The sequence below is a fragment of the Methylobacterium sp. NEAU K genome (assembly GCF_030700285.1).
In the GTDB taxonomy this organism is placed as follows: Bacteria; Pseudomonadota; Alphaproteobacteria; order Rhizobiales; family Beijerinckiaceae; genus Methylobacterium.
In genome coordinates this window covers 65,749-84,425 of record NZ_JAUYZJ010000023.1, presented here as the reverse complement: position 1 = coordinate 84,425, position 18,677 = coordinate 65,749, and the positions used below count along the sequence as shown (strand labels likewise).

The following is an 18,677-nucleotide window of genomic DNA, read 5'->3' as shown; positions in this document are numbered from 1 at the left end:
GGGCCGGACCACCGCCTCCGGTACTCAAGTGGTCAGGGAAGGATCCGGATCGTGCCGACGCGTGCGACCGCGAGCACAAAAGCAAAAGATTGTCTTCGCTCTTGTTCCCCGCGCGCCGGGGAAGGGCTTTCGCCGCTCGCCCGCTCGAGGCCATCCGGCCGGGGTCGACGGCGATACGCCGCGCCGCCGCTTCGGCCTGACGGACCTTGCCTTGCGGTCGCGACGGCCGATCTGAGCTGGACTTCCCGATCCGGTGCGGGCCGACCGACAGACGATGCACATCCATCTCGACGCCCTCGGCGGCGTGGCCGGCGACATGTTCGTCGCCGCGCTTCTGGATGCCTTTCCCGAGCACCGGGAGGGCCTGCGCGCGAGCGTGCGGGCCGTCGACCCGCGCATCGATTGCGCGGCCCGCGACCACAATGACGGCATCCTGCGTGGGCTGCGCTTCGCCGTCTCGGGCCCGGGCGCGGAACCCACCCACAGGCACGAGCCGCACCCGCACGGCCCTGACGGGCACGCGCACCCGCACCCTGATCATCCCGGTCACGACCACGGGCACGCGCACCCCGGTCACGGTCACCGGCCCTGGTCCGAGATCCGCGCGGAGCTGGAGGGCGCGGACCTCGCGCCCTCCGTCCGGGCGCATGCGCTCGCCATCTTCGGGCACCTCGCCGACGCCGAGGCCCGTGTCCACGGCATCCCGGTCGACACGGTGGCGTTCCACGAGATCGGCGCCTTCGACTCGATCGCCGACATCGTGGCCGCCGCCCATCTGATCGCCGCCCTGGAGGCGCGGAGCTGGAGCGTCTCGGCCCTGCCGCTCGGCTCCGGCCGGGTGCGCACCCAGCACGGCCCCCTGCCGGTGCCGGCTCCTGCCACCGCGCTCCTGCTCGACGGGTTCCCGACCCTCGACGACGGCATCCCGGGGGAGCGGGTGACGCCCACCGGCGCGGCGATCCTGCGCCATCTCTGCGGCGCCGATCCGGGGCGCGGCCGCCCCCGGGGCAGCCTCGGGCGCAGCGGCATCGGCTTCGGCACCCGGGTCCTGCCGGGCCTGAGCAACTGCCTGCGCGCCCTCGTGCTGGAGGATGGCCCCGCCCCCGGGCCGGGCCGGCGCGAGCTCGCGGTCGTCGCCTTCGAGGTCGACGACCTTTCGGGCGAGGACCTCGCCATGGGCCTCGACCGCCTGCGCGCGGAGCCCGGGGTGCTCGACGTCGTGCAGATGCCGGTCATCGGCAAGAAGGGGCGGATGATGGCGCATGTCCGCGCCCTGGTGCGCCCCGAGAGCCTGGAGGCGGCCATCGCGGCCTGCTTCCGCGAGACCACCACGATCGGGCTGCGCCACCACCGGGTGGAGGGCGCGGTGCTCGATCGCGAGGCCCGCACGGTCGCGTCCGGCGGCCGGACGGTCCGGGTGAAGATCGTCGACCGGCCGGGCGGGCGCACCGCCAAGGCCGAGGCCGACGATGCCCTGGACCAGGCGGGTCACGCCGCCCGGGCGGCCCTGCGCCGCGAGGCCGAGCGCGTTGCCCTGCAGGCGGATTGGAAGGAGGCCCCGTGACGCGCGCACGACTCGAATCCGGCCTGGCGGGGCTCGGCCCCGTCGCGGTGGCGGTGAGCGGCGGGGTCGACAGCCTGACGCTGGCCACCCTCGCCCATCGTCTGGCGCCCCACGCGACGCTGATCGTCCACGCGGTCTCGCCGGCCGTGCCCGGCGAGGCGACGGAGCGGGTCCGTGCCGAGGGCGCCCGCGAGGGCTGGGACCTGCGGGTGATCGAGGCCGGCGAATTTGCCGATCCCGCTTACCGGGCCAATCCGGTCAACCGCTGCTTCTTCTGCAAGACCAGCCTGTACGGGGCTATCCGGAGCGTGACCGACCGGCAGATCCTGTCCGGCGCCAATCGCGACGACCTCGGCGAGTACCGCCCCGGCCTCGATGCCGCCCGGGAGCACGGCGTCCGTCACCCCTACGTGGAGGCCGGCCTCGACAAGGCGGCGGTGCGCGCGCTCGCCCGCGATCTCGGCCTCGGCGCGGTGGCCGAGTTGCCGGCGGCGCCCTGCCTGTCGAGCCGGGTCGAGACCGGCATCCCGATCGAGCCGGAGACGTTGGGCTTCATCCACGCGGTCGAGCGGCTGGTCGGGGGTGCCCTCGACGCCGGGACCGGCCCCAAACGGGCCGTTCGCTGCCGGGTGCGCGCCGAGGGTGTGGTGGTGGAGCTCGATCCCGAGAGCCTCGCCGCCCTCGACGCCGACGGCCGCGCGGCGCTCGGGGCCGGCATCCGGGGGATCGCGCCGCAGCGGCTCGCCGGCCCGGTGCGGTTCGCGCCCTACCGCGTCGGCAGCGCCTTCCTGACCGGGGCTTCCCGGTCATGAGCGTGGCGGACGAGTTCACCCTCGACTTCGCCCGGTCCGAGCGGATCGGCCTGGAGGAGGCGATCTTCTGCGCCGGCAAGAGCGCCGAGCAGATCGACGCGATCCTCACCGCCGCGCGGGCGCGGGGGGCCTCGCTGCTGCTGACCCGGCTCGACCCGGAGAAGTGCTCCCGCCTCCGGGAGGCGGCGCGGCTCGATTATTGCCCGGTCTCGCGCACGGCGGTGTTCGGGGAGGCGCCCCGGGTCACCGGGCCGGCGCGCGTCGCCGTGGTGGCGGCCGGCACCTCGGACGTCCCGGTCGCCCGGGAGGCGCTCCGGACCCTGGCCTATGCCGGCCGGGCCGCCTCGCTGTTCGCCGATGTGGGCGTCGCCGGCCTGTGGCGGCTGACCACGCGGCTCGACGAGATCCGGGCGCATCCGGTGGTGATCGTCGCCGCCGGCATGGACGCGGCGCTCCCGAGCGTGGTCGGCGGCCTCGTGGCCGGCGCCGTGATCGCGGTCCCGACCTCGGTGGGCTACGGCGTCGCCGCGGGCGGGCGCGCGGCTCTCGACGCGGTGCTGGCGAGCTGCGCCCCCGGGATCGCGGTGGTCAACATCGACAACGGCTACGGCGCGGCCTGTGCGGCCCTGCGCCTGCTCAACGCGGCGTACCGCCTCGCTCCGGACAGCGAACGATGACCCGACGCGGACCGTTACCCACCCCGACACACGCATCCTCGAACGGAGACAGCCGATGGAACGCCGCAGCTTCCTCCAGGGCGCCGTGCTCGGCGCGGGCCTCGCGGGCGCCGGCAGCGCGGGTGCGGCCGTGAGCGTCCCGCCGCTCCCGAACACGCGGCCGCAGGACCCGGCCGACCTGCCGCTGGTCACCGATCCCGGGGAGCGCCGGGGCGAGATGCTCTACCGTGCGTTCGGGCGAACGTCCGAAAAAATCTCGGCGATCGGGATGGGCGGGTTCCACCTCGGCAAGAGCGCCGTCAGCGACGACGAGGCGACGCGGCTGATCCACGAAGGGGTCGACCGCGGCATCACCTTCATGGACAATTGCTGGGACTACAACGACGGCCGCTCCGAGCTGCGCATGGGCGCGGCCCTCGCCCAGGGCGGCTACCGGGACAAGGTCTTCCTGATGTCCAAGATGGACGGGCGGACCAAGGAGGAGGCGCTCAAGCAGATCGACCAGTCGCTCCTGCGCCTGCGCACCGACCGGATTGACCTCGTCCAGCACCACGAGATCCTGCGCTACGACGACCCCGACCGCGTCTTCGCGGAGGGCGGCGCCATGGAGGGCTTCCTGGAGGCCAGGAAGGCCGGCAAGCTGCGCTACATCGGCTTCACCGGCCACAAGGACCCCCGCATCCACCTGCAGATGCTCAGCGTGGCGCAGGAGCGCGGCTTCCAGTTCGATTCCTGCCAGATGCCGCTCAACGTGATGGACGCGCATTTCCGCTCGTTCGGCCACCTCGTGCTGCCGCACCTCGTGGCCGCGGGCATCGCGCCGCTCGCCATGAAGACCTTCGGCGACGGCGTGATCCTGAAGGCGGACGCGCCGATCAAGCCGATCGAGTACCTGCACTTCTCGCTCAACCTGCCGGTCTCGGTGGTGATCACAGGCATCCAGAGCCAACGCGACCTCGACCAGGCCTTCGAGGCGGTCAAGACGTTCAAGCCGATGGACAAGGCCGCGGTGGCCGAGCTGCTGTCGCGCTCCCGGCCCTACGCGCTGGAGGGTAAGTACGAGCTGTTCAAGACGAGCGCGACCTTCGACGGCACCGCTAAGAATGCGGCTTGGCTCGGCGAGGATGTGCAGGGCGTCAAGAAGCTCGCGCCGACGATGGAGTAGGCGTCCCAGGGGCGCGCCCCGCTTCTTCGCGCCGTTTCCCGGCCTTGTGGCGACCGGCTTGTGGCGGTGAGCCGCGGCGCCCTGTGCGGACGTCGCCGCCCCTTCGGCCTTCTGGGAACGGGCCGCGACGGTGCATCACCCTCATCGCGGCCCGAACGCGACCCTTCCGGCGCTCAGTCGACCACCTTGCCGTCCGGGCCGACCTTGACCTTCTGGTCCTTGTCGGCGGTGGCGACCTTAATCTCGTACTGGACCGCGGACCCGTCCTTCTCGACCTCTGCCTCGTAGGCCTTGCCGCCGCCGGCCTTCTGCTCGGCGATAGCGAGCGCGTCCTTCAGCGAGGTCTTGGCGTTCTGGAAGTCGGCGGGCTTGAGACGGGTGAAGTAGCGTTCGATCGGCTGGTTCTCGGTCTTGTACAGCGCGCCTGTATCGGCGTTGATTCCGTACTCCACGAGCTTGCCGCTCGGGTAGACGACCTTCACGCTGTAATGTGCCGGGTTCTTGCTGTCGGCCTTCTCGAAGTCGGCGTCGATGGCGCGGCCGCCCTTCTCGTCGCCCTGCGACTCGGCGGTGGTCAGCGCCTGGGCGAGGCCGACCTTGGCCACCTTTGCGACCTGCCATTCCTTCAGGCTGCTGTCGGCATGGGTGGCCGGTTCGGCGGGGGCCGGCGTGGCGGTCTGGGCCAGGGCGAGGCTCGTCGAGAGCGCGAGCAGGCCGGCCGTGGTGGCGATGCGGGTGATCATGGCGGGTCTTCCCTCTGCGGGTTCGTTCACGGGAGCGTGAAACGCCGAGCCCCGAAGGCGGTTGCCCGCCGCCGGAAAAAACCTGCCGCCGGAGCGGCCGCGTCGGATGGCCTCGGCTCCGGCCGCGCTCGCGCACCGGACGCTGCGACCCGACGTCGTGGCCCCTCTCGGGTCGCCCGACTGCCGAGGCGCGCGACAGGCGGCGCGGCGTGCCGAGGGGGCGCCCCGCGCCCTGGGCGCGCGTCCTCGACCACGCCGCCCGCGAAGGCGTATGGCTGGGCCGCCGCATCGACAAGCGCGCGGCACCGGATCACCCGTCCGGTGCGGGGCCCTGATCCCGGGAGGACACTGCATGCCCGACAAGCCCGCCGCCGGCTCGCCCCCCGAGGTCGAGGGCAGCATCGAGGCGCCGATCCTCTATTTCGAGACCGTCTCGGCCTTCGGCGTCGGGGCGGGGGTCGGGCGGATGACGCTGGAGATGGTGGTCTACGACCCGACCGAACCGGGGGCCCTGCCCCTGGCCCGGCGACGCGTCGTGGCGCATCTGCGCGGGCCGCTCCCCGCCTTCGAGGCCCTGCGCAGCGCCGTCAACCAGATCGAAGCGATGCTGACCCCGCCGACCGGCGATAGGCCCAACTGAGAGCGTCGCCGCCGGCGGCCGACCCCACCCCGAGACGGAGCAGTCCATGACCGCGAACGAGCCCGAACCGCTGGACGACTTTACGCGCGTGCACGCCAAGCTGTCCGCGCTGGAGATCGTCCTGGGCGTGCTGATCGGGCGATTGTGCGAAGAGAACCCGGAGATCCGCGAAGACGTGAAGCGCGACGTGGCCGCGATCCTGTCCGACATGCCGATCGAGGGGCCGAGCGAGGAGATGATCGCCGCCGAGGTGCGCCGGGCCGCCGAGATCCTGACCAGCGTGTCGATCGGCTGACGCCGCTCAGCGGGGCGGCATCCGCAGCGCCCCGTCCAGGCGGATCGTCTCGCCGTTCAGCATCGGGTTCTCGCAGATGTGCCGGACGAGGTCCGCGTACTCGGACGGGCGGCCGAGCCGCGGCGGGAACGGCACGCTGCGGCCGAGCGCATCCTGCACGTCCTGCGGCATCGCCGCCATCATGGGCGTCTCGAAGATGCCCGGCGCGACGGTGACGACCCGGATCCCGTGCCGGGCCAGCTCGCGGGCGATCGGCAGCGTCATCGCGGCCACGCCGCCCTTCGAGGCCGCATAGGCGGCCTGCCCGATCTGCCCGTCGAAGGCCGCGATCGAGGCGGTATTGACGATCACGCCCCGGGCGCCCTCCGCGTCCGGCGCCTCGCGGGCGATCGCCGCGGCGGCCAGCCGGATCATGTTGAAAGTGCCCACGAGGTTGACCGACACCGCCCGGGCGAAGCTGTCGAGCCGGTGTGGGCCGTCGCGGCCGATGACCTTCTCGCCCGGCGCGATCCCGGCGCAGTTGACGAGCCCGTGCAGATGCCCGAACCCGTCGAGGGCGGCCTGGACCGCGGCCTGCCCGTCCGCCTCGCTGGTGACGTCGGTGGCCACGAAGCGCGCCGGCGCGCCGAGTTCCGCCGCCACCCCGGCCCCCGCCTCCCGGGCGATGTCCGCCAGCACGACGCGCGCGCCCGCCGCAACGAAGCTGCGCGCCACCGCGGCGCCCAGGCCCGAGCCGGCACCGGTGACGATGTAGACCCGATCCCTGATCATCCTGGCTCCCCCCGGGCTGTGCGGCCTGCGCAGTCGCTTTCCGCAGCCATCACGTCGGGACGCGGCGTAGCGCGGGATCGTGAAGTCCGAAAGGGCGGACCGGCCGACTCGGCGATTGACGTGTGAAAATTTCCCACATATGCAGGTGGCAGTTCTAGAGTAGTTTTCAGCGCATGGTTCCTGCCAGATTGGCATGAATGCGAGTCTGAGTGTAATATAAACACAGTAAAATTCCGAACTATTAGAAAAATCCAGAATACAACTGCGTAAAAACGGCACCTCAATGCACTCGGTGCGAACCTCCGCTCCCGGACTGCCGTCGGGGGCGACCGTCTCCTCACGCCTGTTCAGGACAGCCATGCGTGCTCCATGGATCGAGACAGCGGCCCGGCACTGGCAACACAGGCGGCTCGCCCGGTGCCGCCGCGCCGAGCGGCGCCCCGCCATGCGCGACGCGCTGGCGGCCGCCGCCGGGGATTGCGTCCTTCTGGCGGGCAATTCGCACGCCGAGTTCCTCGGGACGCCGGATTTCGGCGGCAGGCCCTGCATCAACCTCGCCGTCGGCGGCAGCACCGCGGCCGATTGCGCGGCCCATCTCGCGGGCCTGCGCGCCCCGGTGCGGGTGGCGGCGTCCATCCTGATCATCGGCACCAACGACATCATGCGCTGGCGGCATCCGGAGCGGGCGCGCACGCAGCGCCGGTTCGAGGCCGAGGTCCGGTGCATCCTGCGGATCCTGGAGGCGTGCTCGCCACAGGTCTTCGTCGCCGCGCTCCCGCCGATCGGTGCCTGGGCGACGGGCCGGGATCCCGCGTCCGTCGCCCCCTTCTCGGCCCGGCTCGAGGCGCTCTGCGCCGAGGGCGGCCACAGCTTCTTCGACCCGTTCGCGGCGCTGCGCGACGCCGGCCCGGGGCTCGCCCGCACGGGCCTGTACCGGGACGGCGTGCATCTGGCCGATTACACCCGGCTGGCCGCGGAGGTCGTCCGGCTGGTCGCCATCGATCCGGCCCCGTCCGGCCTGCGGGCAGCCCCCCGGGCCGCGGCGGCGCCGCTCCCGACGGGCAGCCTTCGGGCGCTCCACGCCGCCGCCTGGGGCGTCCGCCCGTGAGGCTCCGGGCAGTCCGGGACGCGGTCCGGCACCGGCTGCGCCGGCCCGGTCCCGTGCGGCTGTGGCCCGCGGACGAGTCCGTCTGGCTCGATGAGAACGGCGCCCGGCGCCCGCGCGCGGCCCGGCACGTGCTGCGCGCCCTGGCCGCGCTCGGCCCCCGGGGCCGCTACGCCGCGCGCGCAGAGGGTAGGGGCAAGATCGTGACCGGACCGGTCAGCGCGTTGGCCTTGCGGGATGCCGAGGCCGAGAGCCGGTTCGTCTTCCGCCTCACGCCCCTCGGGTATGGCGAGGACGAACTCTGAAGCGCCGCAATCCGACCTGCCGGGCCGATCCAGCCGATGCGACCGAGCGTGATCGCCCATGCCGACGACCCGGACCTCTCGCGCCGCGGCGGGCCGACCTGATCGCGGCCCGACCGGCCCGATCGCGGCGCCGGGCACCGGCTCCGTGACGCGGCCCGGGCCCATGCCGACCTGGACGCCGACCTGGACGGAGGATGGCCACGGGCAGAGCCATCCTCACGGTCTCTCGTGCCCGCACCCATCCGGTCGCGGGCGGCTGCTGGATCGTGTCCTGCCGTTCCGCATCGTGCCCTCACGTCGCGGCGGCGCCTCAGGGCGGACTCGTGCACAGCAGGCTCGGCGTGCAGACCCTCCGAAACCCGGCTCGGGCGTAGAGCGCCTCGATGGCGCCGCCGGCTGGGCATTGCAGAAACACTTGGGCCGCTCCCCGCGCCCGCGCCTCGCGCAGGGCGGCGGCGGTCACGCCGGAGCCGAGGCCGCGGCGCTGCCGGTCGGACCGGGTGCTGACATTGTACAGCCCAGCGATGCCGCCGCGCAGGTAGAGGCTGGCGCAGGCCGCCGGGCCGCTCGCGTCGCGCAGCACGAGGTGGAGCGGCACGAGGCCGGGGCGCCGACGGGCCGCCTGGAGGGCCGGCAGGTAGGTGCGGCGCAGATGCGTCCGCACCGCCGCGTCGTCGGACAGGTTGGCGAAGACCCGCTCGAACGCGGGCGGCGGTGCGGGGGCGGCGTGCACGGAGACCGATCCGCCCGGGGGCGCTGATGTCGGGGCCGGCCGCGCCACCATCCAGCTCGCCGGATAGAGGACAGCCGGCTCGAACAGGGCCCGCAGGGCCACGACCTCCGCGTCGTCCCGGGCCAGGAAGGCTGGCGTCCGGGCGCGCCCCAGCGCCGTCGCGCCCGCCCAGGCGAACTGGTCGGGCCGGCGCACCCCGTAGGCGAAGTTCAGGGTCGGGTCCGGGATCGTGCGCGACCAGACGTAGGCCGCCCCGCCGGGACCGTGCTCGACGCCGTCGATCAGCGAGCCGGTGAGCGCCGCCACATGGGCGTCCCGCAGTTCCTCGAAGGAGAGGGTCGCGTCGTGCATGGTCAGGCTACGCTCCGGGCCGGGCCGGGCGCCGTCAGCGCGGCGATCCGGGCGTGCAGATGCGGCGACAGCACGATGTCGAGATGGTCGGTCTCCGGCACGGTCTCCACTGAGACGAGCCGGGTGGTGAGCGGCCCCCAGTCGATCACCGGAAGGCCGCGGGCGCGGGATTCCGCAGCCACGAAACTGCGGATCGGCACCGAACCGGGGGCGAGACTCAGCGCCCGGAACTGGATCGCGTGGTCGACCAGGGTCCACAGGATGCGCTCCCGGCTGCCGACCTCGGGCCCGTCGGCGGGCAGCGGATGCGGCTCGGCGGCCAGGAAGCGCAGGAACTGCACCGACGCCTCCGGGTCCATGCGGGCGCGCAAGCCCTCCCACTGCGCCCGCATCGGCGAGCGCTCCAGCCAGGCGGCCAGCATCGCCGCGTGCGCGGCCCGCTCCTCGACGTCGATCGGCCGGCCTGCGCCGCGCGCGAAGCTGGGCTCCAGCCCGCAGGCGTCGAGCATGCCGACGCAGTCCAGGGGAAAGCCGGGCCCGAGCCGCCGGGCGGTCTCGTAGGCGAGCACCCCGCCCCAGGACCAGCCGAGGAAGACGCAGCCGCCCGCACGCCCGGCCATCAGGCCGCGCACCCGCTCGGCATAGGCGGCAGCCAGCTCGGCGACCTCCGGCAGGGGGCGCACGGATTCGACCAGGGAGGCGCACAGGAAGCCGTGCGCCTCCTGCTCGGGCCCAAGATGGGCCACCAGCGGCTCGTATTCCCGGGTGCTGACCAGGAGCCCCGGGAACAGCACGAGGAGCGGCCGCCCCGCCCCCGGGTCGCCGGCCGAGAGCCGGACCATCGGGGCCGGGCCGTCCTCGGCGGTCTGCGCGCCTGCCTCGATCCGGGCGGCCAGCTCCGCGATGGTCGGATCGCGCAGGAGATCCGCCACCCCGATCCCGCCCCGGGGAGCGATGAGGCGCAGGCGCGCCACCAGCCGCAAAGCCGACAGGGAATCGCCCCCGAGTTCGAAGAACCGCCGGTCCGCGACCCGGACCGGGAAGCCCAGCACCTCGGACCAGATCCCGGCGAGCCGCCGCTCCGTAGTGCTGCCGGGCGGGCGCCCGCGCCGTTCGTCGGCGGCCGGGTCCGGCAGGGCGTTGCGGTCGAGCTTGCCGTTGGTGGTCACCGGCAGCCGGTCGAGGAGGGTGAGGCTCGCCGGCACCATGGGCTCGGGCAGCCGGCGGGCCAGCGCGGCGCGCAGGCGCCCGGCCTCCGGACGGCGGCTCTTCGCCGGGACGACATAGCCCGCGAGATAAGCGCCGCCGGGCCCCGCGCGGCGCAGCACCGCGGCGTCGGCCACCTCCGGCAGCGCCCGCAGGGCCGCCTCGACCTCGCCGATCTCGACCCGGTGGCCGCGGATCTTGACCTGGTCGTCCGCCCGGCCCGCGAAGGCGAGGCTGCCGTCGGGCCGGCGTCGCACCCGGTCGCCGGTGCGATACATCCGGCCGCCCTGCGGGGCGAACGGGTCGGGCAGGAACCGCTCCGCCGTGAGGGCGGGGCGCCGCCAATAGCCCCGGGCGAGACCGCCGCCGACATAGAGTTCGCCGGTCTCGCCCTCCCCGACCGGTTCGAGATCGGGCCCGAGGATGTAGGCCGCCCGCGCCCCGACCGGGCTGCCGATCGGCGCGTAGGGCTCGTCGAAGGTCGCGTCCGGCGGCACCTTCCAGATCAGCGGCGAGATCACGCACTCGGTCGGCCCGTAGCCGTTGATCAGCAGCCGGGGCTTCAGGGCGCGCCCGAGCCGCGCGAACGTCTCCCGGGCCATGGCCTCGCCGCCGAAGGAATAGACCTGGACCGCCGGTGCCTCGCCCAGGCGCTCGGCCCAGTCGGCGAGCTGGCCGACGAAGCTCGTCGGGAAGCCCGCATGGGTCACCCGGTGGCGGCGGATCTGCGCCAGGGTCTCGGCGGCGGTCCACAGCGCCGGCCCGCGCAGCACGATGGAGCCGCCCGCGACCAGGGGGGTCATCCAGCGCTCGTGCGCCCCATCGAAGGCAAAGGACAGAACGTGCAGCTCGCGCGAATCCGGGCCCATCTCGTAGGCCTCGGCCGTCGTGCGGCAATGCATCGCCAGCGGCCCGTGCTCGACCAGCACCCCCTTCGGCCGCCCGGTCGAGCCCGAGGTGTAGATCAGGTAGGCGGGATCCCCCGGCTCGGGCATGGCGGGCGCGGGGGAGGCCCGGCCGGCTTCGGCCAGCGCCGCGAGGTCGAGCCGCGCGATCCCCTGCGGCAGGTCGAGGTGCGCGGCGATCTCGGGATTCGTGACGCAATGCGCGATGCCGGCATCCTCCAGCATCATCTGGACGCGGGCGGCCGGATACTGGGGATCCAGCGGCAGGAAGGCGGCGCCGGCCCGCAGGATCCCGAGCAGCGCGACCACGAGGTCCGGCGAGCGCTCCAGCGCCACCGCGACGCGGTGTCCCCGGCCGATTCCGCGCGAAGCGAGCCCGGCCGCCACGGCGGCGGCCCGGGTATCGAGGCCGCCCCGGGTGAGCGCCGCCCCGCCGAACAGCACGGCCGGCCGGTCGGGCGCCGCCGCGGCGAGGCGGGCGAGGCGGGCCGGGACGCTCTCGGCATCCGCATCGGGTGCGGGCGCCACCGCGGGGGGGGCGTTCGCCGGATCCTCGATCCAGGCCCGTGCCGCGTCGATCCCGCAAGGGCCGTGCGCGCGTGTCCAGCCCGCGGGAAGCCCGCGCGCGGCCGGCCAGAAGGCGGCGTGCCCGGCCGCGTCGAACGCCGCCACGACCGCCCCCCCGGTCCAATCCTCGGCCGGCTCCCCGATCGACCCTTTGGCCGACTCTTCGACAGACTCTTGGCCGCCCTGCCTGTCCATCCGCTCGCTCCCGCGCCTCTCCGGGCCTCGCCTCATCTGACGGTTGGCCCCGGCCGCGGTTCACGGCGGGGCGCCCGCGGGGCGGCGAAAAATCCCTGAACCGCGGCCGGGGCCAACCGTCAGGGAGGTGCCGGCGACGCGCGGAGGGCGGATGACGGACGTGGCGAGGGATGAGGCGGGCGCGGTGCGGCTCGCCGTGGAGGGGAGCCGGGAGGCGCCGGTGATCCGCGTCTCCGGATGGGCGGAGGCGGCCGCGGAGGCGATCCTGGGCCGGGCCGAGGCGCTGACCGCCGAGGACACGCGGGTCCTGCGCATCGGCGTCGAGGCCGACCCCCGTGTCGCCGAGCGCCTCCTGGCCCTCGGGGCCGCCCGGCGCTTCGGCGGCGGGGTCGAGATCCTGCCGGGTCTGCTCTGGCAATGCGCCCCCCGCTGGCTCCCCGCCGCCCGGCCGCCCTTTCCCGAGCTGTTCACCGCGACGGACGGCCGCCGACACCCCCTGCGGCCCGAGACGCCCCCCGGCACCGTCTATGCCCGCGCCATCCCCTGGCTCGGCCGGACCTTGAGCTTCCGCACGATGACGGAGCCGGGGGACGTCGCGCTGTTCTCGGCCTGGATGAACGACCCCCGCGTCGCCGAGATCTGGCAGGAGACCGGCACGCTGTCGGAGCACGCCGCCTCCATCGCGCGCCTTCAGGCCGACCCCGCGAGCCTGCCGCTGTTGGGCTGCCTCGACGGCGCGCCGTTCGGCTATTTCGAGCTGTACTGGGCCCGGGAGAGTCGCCTCGGGCCACTCTACGAATCCGGCCCGTACGACCGCGGCTGGCACGTGGCGATCGGCGATGCCGGGGTGCGCGGGCGCCCCTACCTCTCGGCGTGGCTGCCGGCGCTGATGCACTACCTGTTCCTCGACGAGCCGCGCACGCAGCGCATCGTCGGCGAGCCCCGGGCCGACCACGCCCAGCAGATCCGCAACCTGCACGGCTCGGGCTTCGCCACCCTCGCCACCATCGACTTCCCCCACAAGCGGGCGGCCCTGGTCGCCCTGTCGCGCGAGCATTTCGTCCGCGACCGGCTCTGGGTGCCGGGGGCCGCGTCCGCCGACGCGGCGCCGCGGCCCCCCGCGGTGCCGGCCGCCTGAACGCCTTCCCCGGACCGCACGAGAGACGCGAACGATGACGGATCACCCCGCGACGGACGACATCGTCGGCATCGGCTTCGGCCCGGCCAACCTCTCCCTGGCCATCGCCCTGGAGGACGCCATGCGCTGCGGCCCGCTGCGGCCGAGCCTGCGCTTCGTCGAGCGGCAGGGGCGCTTCGGCTGGCACCGGGCGATGATGCTGCCCGGGGCCGACATGCAGATCAGCTTCGTGAAGGACCTCGTGTCCCTGCGCGATCCGACGAGCCCGTTCAGCTTCCTCAACTACCTGCACGTGAAGGGCCGCCTGAGCACCTTCCTCAACCTCAAGACGTTCAACCCGTCGCGGGTGGAGTACAACGACTACCTCGCCTGGGCGGCGGAGCATTTCTCCAACGTGGTCGCGTATGGCGAGACCGTTGAGGCCGTCCGGCCGGAGACCCGCGACGGGCGGCTCGCCGCCTTCGTGGTCGAGGCCCGGGACGCGGCGGGCGCGTGCCGCCTGCGCCGCTGCCGCCACCTGGTCGTGGCCGCCGGCGGCGATCCGGCGATCCCGCCCCCGTTCGCCGCCCTCGTGCAGGACCGGCGGGTGATCCACTCCTCCTGGTACCTGCCCGGGATTGCGGCCGCCCTCGGGGCGCCGCGGCTCGACGGGCCCCGGCCCCGGATCCTGGTGGTGGGCGGCGGCCAGAGCGCCGTGGAGATCGCCACCGACCTGGGCGAGCGCTACCCCAGGGCGCTGATCGACCTCGCGATCCGCGGGCCGGCCCTGAAGGCCGCCGACGACAGCCCGTTCGTCAACGAGATCTTCGACCCGGCCGCGGTCGACCGCATCCACGCCGCGCCCGCGCCGGTGCGGGCGGAGCTGATCGCCGCCCACCGCGCCACCAACTACGCGGTGGTCGACGCGGACCTGATCCAGGCCTTCTACGCGCGGCTCTACGAGCAGCAGGTCAGCGGCGAGGCCCGCTACCGCCTGCGGCGCAGCACCCGGGTCCTGACGCTGGAGGCCACCCCGGAGGGCCTGCGCGCATCCCTGCGGGACGACGTCGCCGGAACCGAGGCGCACCAGACCTACGCGGCGGCGATCTGCGCCACCGGCTACGCGCGCGCCGCGGTCCCGGCGATCCTCGATCCGCTGCGCCCGTTCCTGGCGGCCGGGACCGCCGACCGGCACTATCGCCTGCCGCTCGCCCCGGCCGAGCCGCGGGTGAGCCTGCACCTTCAGGGCTTCAGCGAGCCGACCCACGGGCTCACCGAGACGCTGCTGTCGATCCTACCGGTGCGGGCCGGCGCGATCGCGCGGACGATCCTCGGGGCGGAGCGCGGGGCCCGGGCCGCGATCCGCCCCGCCGCGGCGGCCCCGTGAGACACCCGGTGACGCGCGCGAGACACCGGCCGGTCGACCTTGACCAGGATCGGGTCGTCGCCCTGGTCCTGCGCCTGTCGGGGCCGGCGATCCTCGGCATCTCCGCCCACGCGCTGCAGATGCTGGTCAACGCGTGGTTCGTGGCCGATCTCGGGGCGGCGGCGATCGCCACGATCGCCATCGCGTATCCGGTCACCCTCCTGGTGGCCGCCCTCGGCTACGGCGCCGGGATCGCCGCGGCCTCGCAGGTCGCGCGGGCCCTCGGCGCGGGCGCGCGCGACCGGGCCGCGGCGGCGGCCTCCCTGGGGTTCTGGCTCAGCCTGCCCGCCGGGCTCGCGGTCACCGCCGCGATCCTGGCCGACACACCGTTCTGGCTGGGGCTCCTCGGGGCGGATGCCGGGCTGGCCGCGACCGCCGCCCCCTACACGGCTCTGGCGACGATCGGCACCGCCCTGATGCTGGTGATGATCGTTGGCGGCTTCGTGGTGCGCGCGCAGGGGCACGCGCGTCTCAGCGGCGCCATCATGGTCGGCAGCTTCGGCCTCAACATCCTGCTCGACTGGATCCTGATCCGCCTCTGCGGCCTCGGCACCGCGGGGGCGGGCTGGGCGGCGATCGGCGCGCAGCTCGCCGGGGCGGGCGCCTACCTCCTGCACTTCGCCCTAGCGCGGGGCCCGGACCGGATCCGCTTCCGGCGGCCCGGCGGTGGCCGGATCGCGCCCGGGCTGCTGGCCGAGGCGCTGCGGCTGGCGGTCCCGGTCACCGGCTCCAGCCTGCTCGCGGCCGTCGCGATGGCGCTGATCGTGCAGGCGGCCGCCCCCTACGGCGATGCCGCAGTGGCGGCCCAGGGGCTGGCGCTGCGCCTGGTCCTGGTGGCGGCCCTGCCGCTGCTCGGCATGATGGCGGGGGCCCAGGCGGTGCTTGGCCACGCCGCCGGTGCCGGTCGCCGGGACCGCTTGCACCGCGCCCTCGGCTTCGTGGTGGCCGCCTCCCTGGCCTACGGGCTGCTCGTGGGCGGGCTGATGGTCGCCCTCGCCGCCCCCCTGGCGGCCCTCTTCGCGCAGGATGCAGAGACGGCCCGGGAGGGCGCCCGCGCCACGGCCGCCTTCGCGGTCGCCTTCGCGCCGGTGGGGCTGCAACTCGCCGCCGCGACCCTGTTCCAGGCGATCGGCGCGCCGCGGCGCGCCGCCGCGGTGTCGCTGGCCGCGCAGGGGCTGGCGCTGATCCCGCCGCTCCTGATCCTGCCGCCGCTCCTCGGCTATACCGGCGTGCTAGCCAGCCGGATCGTGGCCGAGTTCCTCGCCGACGGGATCGGCCTGGCGCTGATGCTGGCGTGGCTCACCGGCGCGGGCGCCGGCCGGGCAGGCGGCGCACCGCCGGTCGAGGGCCGCAAGGCAGTGCAGGTGCCCCCGGCGCACGAGCCCGCACACCAGGGCACGTGAGACACCCAGCCGCGCGGCGATCTCGATCTGCGGCATGCCCTCGATCCGGTGCAGCCGGAAGGCGGTGCGCATGGGTTCCGGCAGCTCGGCTACCGCCACCTCGACCTGGCGCAGGGATTCCCGCGCGGTCACGGCCGTCTCGGGTGTTCCCGCATCGGAATCGGCCGGGTCGGAGGCCGCGTCGAGGCCGGTGAACAGGCGCCGCTCCAGGCCGCGCCGCCGCGCGCGGTCGAGGGCGAGGTTGCGCACCATCCGGCTGATATAGGCGGCCTCGGACCCCTGCCCGGTCCGCGGCGGATCGACGATGAGCCGGAGCATCACGTCCTGAACCACGTCCTCCGCCTGCATCGGACAGTCGAGGATGCGGCGCGCGCTCGCGAGATAGGCCGCGCGATGCCGCTGGAACGCAGCGAGGTTCCAGGGCGGGCCGGGGGGGGCCTGTCCGGGCCGGCCGAGCGGGCGCGCCGCGACCCGTGCGCCGTGGTCGTCCGCATCGCGATCCGGGTCTGCCGATGTCATGCTCGCAGGGCTCATGCGCCGCGACGGCTACCATGCGGAGCGTGTATCCAACAATGACTATCTTCATGAATTAGAACACTTAAAACCTGAAAAACGACCTATATGCAGGACAAAACGACAAAATTCACGATAACAATTCTGTCCAATAATTGGAAATATTTCGATCTTCAGTTGGTTCAACTGCCAATGCTGCGCAGGCCGCGCCGATCCCGGCTCGAGCCAGGAGCCTCAGACCCGGTATATGCTGCGCATTCCAGGATTCGGCTCGCACGACGCGGATCGAACCTTCGCCCCGCGGGATCGCGGCAGGAGAGACAGCGCCCGGATGCCGTCCGTCGACACGCCCGTTCCGGTCGGAGCCTTCGCGCTCCTGCTCGTCGCGTTCTCAGCGAAGCATCTCGCGGCGGATTTCTTCTTGCAGAGCAACTGGATGGCGCAGGGCAAGGACCGGCCCTCGGCCTGGGTCGGCCCGCTCTGTGCCCATACCGGCCTGCACGGCTTCGGGACCCTGCTGATCGCGCTCGCGGTCAAGCCGGCCCTGTGGTGGCTGGCGCTCGCGGATTTCGCGATCCACACGGCGGTCGACCGCGGCAAGGCGCTGGCGGGCCAGCGGACGCACTTCCCGACCTCCGACGCCCGGTTCTGGTGGCTGATCGGGTTCGATCAGTTCCTGCACCACGTGACCAACATCGGGCTCGCCGCCCTGCTGGCGGCGGCCTGATCCTCGGCGCGGCCGGGGCATGATCCTGCGCGCGCGTGCCGTGCACGTGAGCGTTTCAGCGGGCGGTACGGTTACGGATTGGATCGCGGGTTCAACCGTGCATTGTGTGATTTCATACGCTATAGGGTGCCTCCGGCGGCTGCCGGGAGGATGACACGGCCATTCGAGATCCGCCGCAGCTGCCTAGAAAGTCGGGACATTTCGGGCGCCGAGGGGTTGAGTGTGACGCAGCAATCGGGGTCGGAGGTCTCGCAAAGCCAGTCGGTCGCCATCCTGATCGCCGAGGATGACGATCACGTGCGGTTGGTGGCCTCCGACATGTTGGCCGATGCCGGTTTCAGCGTGGTCGAGGCGCAGGATGGGCGGGGGGCGCTGGCCCTGCTGCTCGCGCGCGACGACGTGCGGCTCCTGTTCACGGACTGCGACATGCCCGGTTCGATGGGCGGCCTCGCGCTCGCGCGCTTTGTCCACGAACGCTGGCCCGAGATCCGCATTCTCGTCACCTCCGGCAAGACGCACCCGGCGCCCGCCGATCTGCCTCCGGGGGCTCACTTCCTCCGCAAGCCGTACGGTGTCTCGGCCCTCGTCGGCGCCGTGGAGACACTGCTCGGGGTACGGGACGACGCAGACGGCGCGCCCCTGCTCCCGCAGTCGGTGACGGGCCAACCGACGCTCGTCGAGGGCGGTCAGATCGCCGCAGCACCGATCGCGGCCCCGAGCACCGAGTGACGACCTGACGGGTCCGGCTCGCCCCGACAGCCGCGCCGATCGCAGGCGTTCGGGTTGAGCCGAGCCGTCTGATCCGCGTGTCCCTTGGACCGGCGGATCACGCGGGCCGGACGCGATGCCAGGTTGCGACGGATCCGGGGCATCGAGGTCGGCGTGCGCGGGCGACGCGCTTTCCTTGGCGTCGGTCGTCCGCTGCCCGCCCCTCCCCGCCCACTTCGGAGCGCTCGGGTCCGAGGCCGCGACCGGTCCGGCGATGCGGATAGCAGCGATCTCGGGCGGCTGGATCCGTGCTCGGCGATCGCCCGGCGACATCCGCAACGGAGCTTGCCATCTCGAGCCGTGCGGAACGGCAGGTGCCCTGGCCCGTTTGATCTGTTGCATCGATCAATGCGCTGGATGCCGCCGTGAAGATCCGTCCCGCCATCTCCCTCTCGCCGCCGGCCGCAGCCGGCCGTGCGCGTTGAGGCCGGTCATGCTCGACAGGCTCATGCCGCTCCTCCCGCCCGGTTTGCGCGAGAGGCTTCGGGCGCTGGCCGCCCGCTGGCCGCTGCGCCCGGCGGCGCCCGCGTCCGATCCCACGATTCTGCCGGGGCTCGACCTGCGGCCCGGCCCGATGCCGCCCCTGCACCCGCCGGCCGCCATCAACGACAATCCGCTCCAGGCCGTCCACGACGCCGTCGAGCGGGGTCTGCGCGCGAGCGGCCACCTGCGCTGAGGCGGGCCGCCGC

At 73.7% G+C, this 18,677-nt stretch carries 18 protein-coding genes and 1 pseudogene; 14 read left to right on the top strand and 5 right to left on the bottom strand.

The annotated features are described in order from the left end of the window. The first annotated feature begins 274 nt into the window (after positions 1-274). Genes Q8W67_RS18375 through Q8W67_RS18360 form a run of 4 tightly spaced genes read left to right on the top strand, consistent with a single transcriptional unit; the run spans position 275 to position 4,218 of the window. Positions 275-1,564, top strand: a complete 1,290-nt coding sequence (locus Q8W67_RS18375; RefSeq protein WP_305548257.1) for a LarC family nickel insertion protein — start codon at positions 275-277, stop codon at positions 1,562-1,564. Continuing rightward, positions 1,561-2,376: an adenine nucleotide alpha hydrolase gene (locus Q8W67_RS18370; RefSeq protein ID WP_305548254.1), complete on the top strand. Its 816-nt coding sequence runs from the start codon at positions 1,561-1,563 to the stop codon at positions 2,374-2,376. Before Q8W67_RS18375 ends, Q8W67_RS18370 begins: the two co-directional genes overlap by 4 nt. After that, on the top strand, positions 2,373-3,053 hold the full coding sequence (larB, locus tag Q8W67_RS18365; protein WP_305548251.1) for a nickel pincer cofactor biosynthesis protein LarB: 681 nt from the start codon (positions 2,373-2,375) through the stop codon (positions 3,051-3,053). Before Q8W67_RS18370 ends, larB begins: the two co-directional genes overlap by 4 nt. A 55-nt stretch (positions 3,054-3,108) precedes the next feature. Further along, positions 3,109-4,218, top strand: a complete 1,110-nt coding sequence (locus Q8W67_RS18360; protein WP_305548248.1) for an aldo/keto reductase — start codon at positions 3,109-3,111, stop codon at positions 4,216-4,218. Between the two features lie 173 nt (positions 4,219-4,391). Here Q8W67_RS18360 and Q8W67_RS18355 read toward each other — a convergent pair whose 3' ends face one another. Beyond that, complete coding sequence (locus Q8W67_RS18355; protein ID WP_305548245.1) at positions 4,392-4,961, bottom strand: PepSY domain-containing protein; 570 nt, start codon at positions 4,959-4,961, stop codon at positions 4,392-4,394. Between the two features lie 352 nt (positions 4,962-5,313). Here Q8W67_RS18355 and Q8W67_RS18350 point away from each other — a divergent pair, with 352 nt between their 5' ends. Both Q8W67_RS18350 and Q8W67_RS18345 read left to right on the top strand, forming a co-directional pair. After that, positions 5,314-5,601 carry a hypothetical protein gene (locus tag Q8W67_RS18350; RefSeq protein ID WP_305548242.1) on the top strand — a complete coding sequence of 96 codons (288 nt, stop codon included), beginning with the start codon at positions 5,314-5,316 and terminating at the stop codon, positions 5,599-5,601. 46 nt (positions 5,602-5,647) lie between these two features. Further along, positions 5,648-5,896 carry a hypothetical protein gene (locus Q8W67_RS18345; RefSeq protein WP_305548239.1) on the top strand — a complete coding sequence of 83 codons (249 nt, stop codon included), beginning with the start codon at positions 5,648-5,650 and terminating at the stop codon, positions 5,894-5,896. A 6-nt stretch (positions 5,897-5,902) separates the two neighbouring features. Here the strand turns inward: Q8W67_RS18345 and Q8W67_RS18340 are convergent, their stop codons facing one another. Continuing rightward, a complete protein-coding gene (locus tag Q8W67_RS18340; RefSeq protein ID WP_305548236.1) occupies positions 5,903-6,667 on the bottom strand; it encodes a 3-hydroxyacyl-CoA dehydrogenase in 765 nt (254 codons plus the stop codon). Between the two features lie 358 nt (positions 6,668-7,025). On the opposite strand from Q8W67_RS18340, the gene Q8W67_RS18335 reads away from it, so the two are divergent. Then, complete coding sequence (locus Q8W67_RS18335; protein ID WP_305548233.1) at positions 7,026-7,775, top strand: GDSL-type esterase/lipase family protein; 750 nt, start codon at positions 7,026-7,028, stop codon at positions 7,773-7,775. Continuing rightward, entirely contained in the window at positions 7,772-8,077 is a 306-nt protein-coding gene (locus tag Q8W67_RS18330) for a hypothetical protein (RefSeq protein WP_305548230.1), read from the top strand. Before Q8W67_RS18335 ends, Q8W67_RS18330 begins: the two co-directional genes overlap by 4 nt. Positions 8,078-8,387: 310 nt before the next feature. On the opposite strand, the gene Q8W67_RS18325 is transcribed toward Q8W67_RS18330, so the two are convergent. Further along, the gene (locus Q8W67_RS18325; RefSeq protein WP_305548227.1) at positions 8,388-9,161 is read right to left on the bottom strand and encodes a GNAT family N-acetyltransferase; all 774 of its coding nucleotides are present in this window, start codon (positions 9,159-9,161) and stop codon (positions 8,388-8,390) included. 2 nt (positions 9,162-9,163) lie between these two features. Further along, positions 9,164-12,034: an amino acid adenylation domain-containing protein gene (locus Q8W67_RS18320; RefSeq protein WP_305548225.1), complete on the bottom strand. Its 2,871-nt coding sequence runs from the start codon at positions 12,032-12,034 to the stop codon at positions 9,164-9,166. A gap of 151 nt (positions 12,035-12,185) precedes the next feature. Between Q8W67_RS18320 and Q8W67_RS18315 the strand changes: the two genes are divergently transcribed. Genes Q8W67_RS18315 through Q8W67_RS18305 form a run of 3 tightly spaced genes read left to right on the top strand, consistent with a single transcriptional unit; the run spans position 12,186 to position 15,980 of the window. Continuing rightward, positions 12,186-13,172, top strand: a complete 987-nt coding sequence (locus Q8W67_RS18315; protein ID WP_305548223.1) for a GNAT family N-acetyltransferase — start codon at positions 12,186-12,188, stop codon at positions 13,170-13,172. A gap of 34 nt (positions 13,173-13,206) precedes the next feature. Next, the gene (locus Q8W67_RS18310) at positions 13,207-14,538 is read left to right on the top strand and encodes a lysine N(6)-hydroxylase/L-ornithine N(5)-oxygenase family protein (protein WP_305548220.1); all 1,332 of its coding nucleotides are present in this window, start codon (positions 13,207-13,209) and stop codon (positions 14,536-14,538) included. Positions 14,539-14,546: 8 nt separating this feature from the next. Further along, complete coding sequence (locus Q8W67_RS18305; protein WP_305548218.1) at positions 14,547-15,980, top strand: MATE family efflux transporter; 1,434 nt, start codon at positions 14,547-14,549, stop codon at positions 15,978-15,980. Between the two features lie 24 nt (positions 15,981-16,004). Here Q8W67_RS18305 and Q8W67_RS18300 read toward each other — a convergent pair. Further along, positions 16,005-16,499 (bottom strand): annotated as a pseudogene (locus tag Q8W67_RS18300) (sigma-70 family RNA polymerase sigma factor); the annotation flags it as partial. Between the two features lie 325 nt (positions 16,500-16,824). On the opposite strand from Q8W67_RS18300, the gene Q8W67_RS18295 reads away from it, so the two are divergent. The 3 genes from Q8W67_RS18295 to Q8W67_RS18285 all read left to right on the top strand — a co-directional run bounded on the left by Q8W67_RS18295 (position 16,825) and on the right by Q8W67_RS18285 (position 18,664). After that, positions 16,825-17,220: a DUF3307 domain-containing protein gene (locus tag Q8W67_RS18295; protein WP_305548216.1), complete on the top strand. Its 396-nt coding sequence runs from the start codon at positions 16,825-16,827 to the stop codon at positions 17,218-17,220. Positions 17,221-17,442: 222 nt separating this feature from the next. Beyond that, positions 17,443-17,949: a response regulator gene (locus Q8W67_RS18290; protein ID WP_370693902.1), complete on the top strand. Its 507-nt coding sequence runs from the start codon at positions 17,443-17,445 to the stop codon at positions 17,947-17,949. Between the two features lie 472 nt (positions 17,950-18,421). Beyond that, the gene (locus tag Q8W67_RS18285; protein WP_305548213.1) at positions 18,422-18,664 is read left to right on the top strand and encodes a hypothetical protein; all 243 of its coding nucleotides are present in this window, start codon (positions 18,422-18,424) and stop codon (positions 18,662-18,664) included. Positions 18,665-18,677 lie beyond the last annotated feature (13 nt).

Bases quoted from the DNA above. Each gene is read 5' to 3' on its own strand.
- Q8W67_RS18375 (WP_305548257.1), top strand. From the start codon at position 275: ATGCACATCCATCTCGACGCCCTCGGCGGCGTGGCCGGCGACATGTTC.
- larB (WP_305548251.1), top strand. From the start codon at position 2,373: ATGAGCGTGGCGGACGAGTTCACCCTCGACTTCGCCCGGTCCGAGCGG.
- Q8W67_RS18360 (WP_305548248.1), top strand. From the start codon at position 3,109: ATGGAACGCCGCAGCTTCCTCCAGGGCGCCGTGCTCGGCGCGGGCCTC.
- Q8W67_RS18355 (WP_305548245.1), bottom strand. From the start codon at position 4,961: ATGATCACCCGCATCGCCACCACGGCCGGCCTGCTCGCGCTCTCGACG.
- Q8W67_RS18350 (WP_305548242.1), top strand. From the start codon at position 5,314: ATGCCCGACAAGCCCGCCGCCGGCTCGCCCCCCGAGGTCGAGGGCAGC.
- Q8W67_RS18345 (WP_305548239.1), top strand. From the start codon at position 5,648: ATGACCGCGAACGAGCCCGAACCGCTGGACGACTTTACGCGCGTGCAC.
- Q8W67_RS18340 (WP_305548236.1), bottom strand. From the start codon at position 6,667: ATGATCAGGGATCGGGTCTACATCGTCACCGGTGCCGGCTCGGGCCTG.
- Q8W67_RS18335 (WP_305548233.1), top strand. From the start codon at position 7,026: ATGCGTGCTCCATGGATCGAGACAGCGGCCCGGCACTGGCAACACAGG.
- Q8W67_RS18325 (WP_305548227.1), bottom strand. From the start codon at position 9,161: ATGCACGACGCGACCCTCTCCTTCGAGGAACTGCGGGACGCCCATGTG.
- Q8W67_RS18320 (WP_305548225.1), bottom strand. From the start codon at position 12,034: ATGGACAGGCAGGGCGGCCAAGAGTCTGTCGAAGAGTCGGCCAAAGGG.
- Q8W67_RS18315 (WP_305548223.1), top strand. From the start codon at position 12,186: ATGACGGACGTGGCGAGGGATGAGGCGGGCGCGGTGCGGCTCGCCGTG.
- Q8W67_RS18310 (WP_305548220.1), top strand. From the start codon at position 13,207: ATGACGGATCACCCCGCGACGGACGACATCGTCGGCATCGGCTTCGGC.
- Q8W67_RS18295 (WP_305548216.1), top strand. From the start codon at position 16,825: ATGCCGTCCGTCGACACGCCCGTTCCGGTCGGAGCCTTCGCGCTCCTG.
- Q8W67_RS18285 (WP_305548213.1), top strand. From the start codon at position 18,422: ATGCTCGACAGGCTCATGCCGCTCCTCCCGCCCGGTTTGCGCGAGAGG.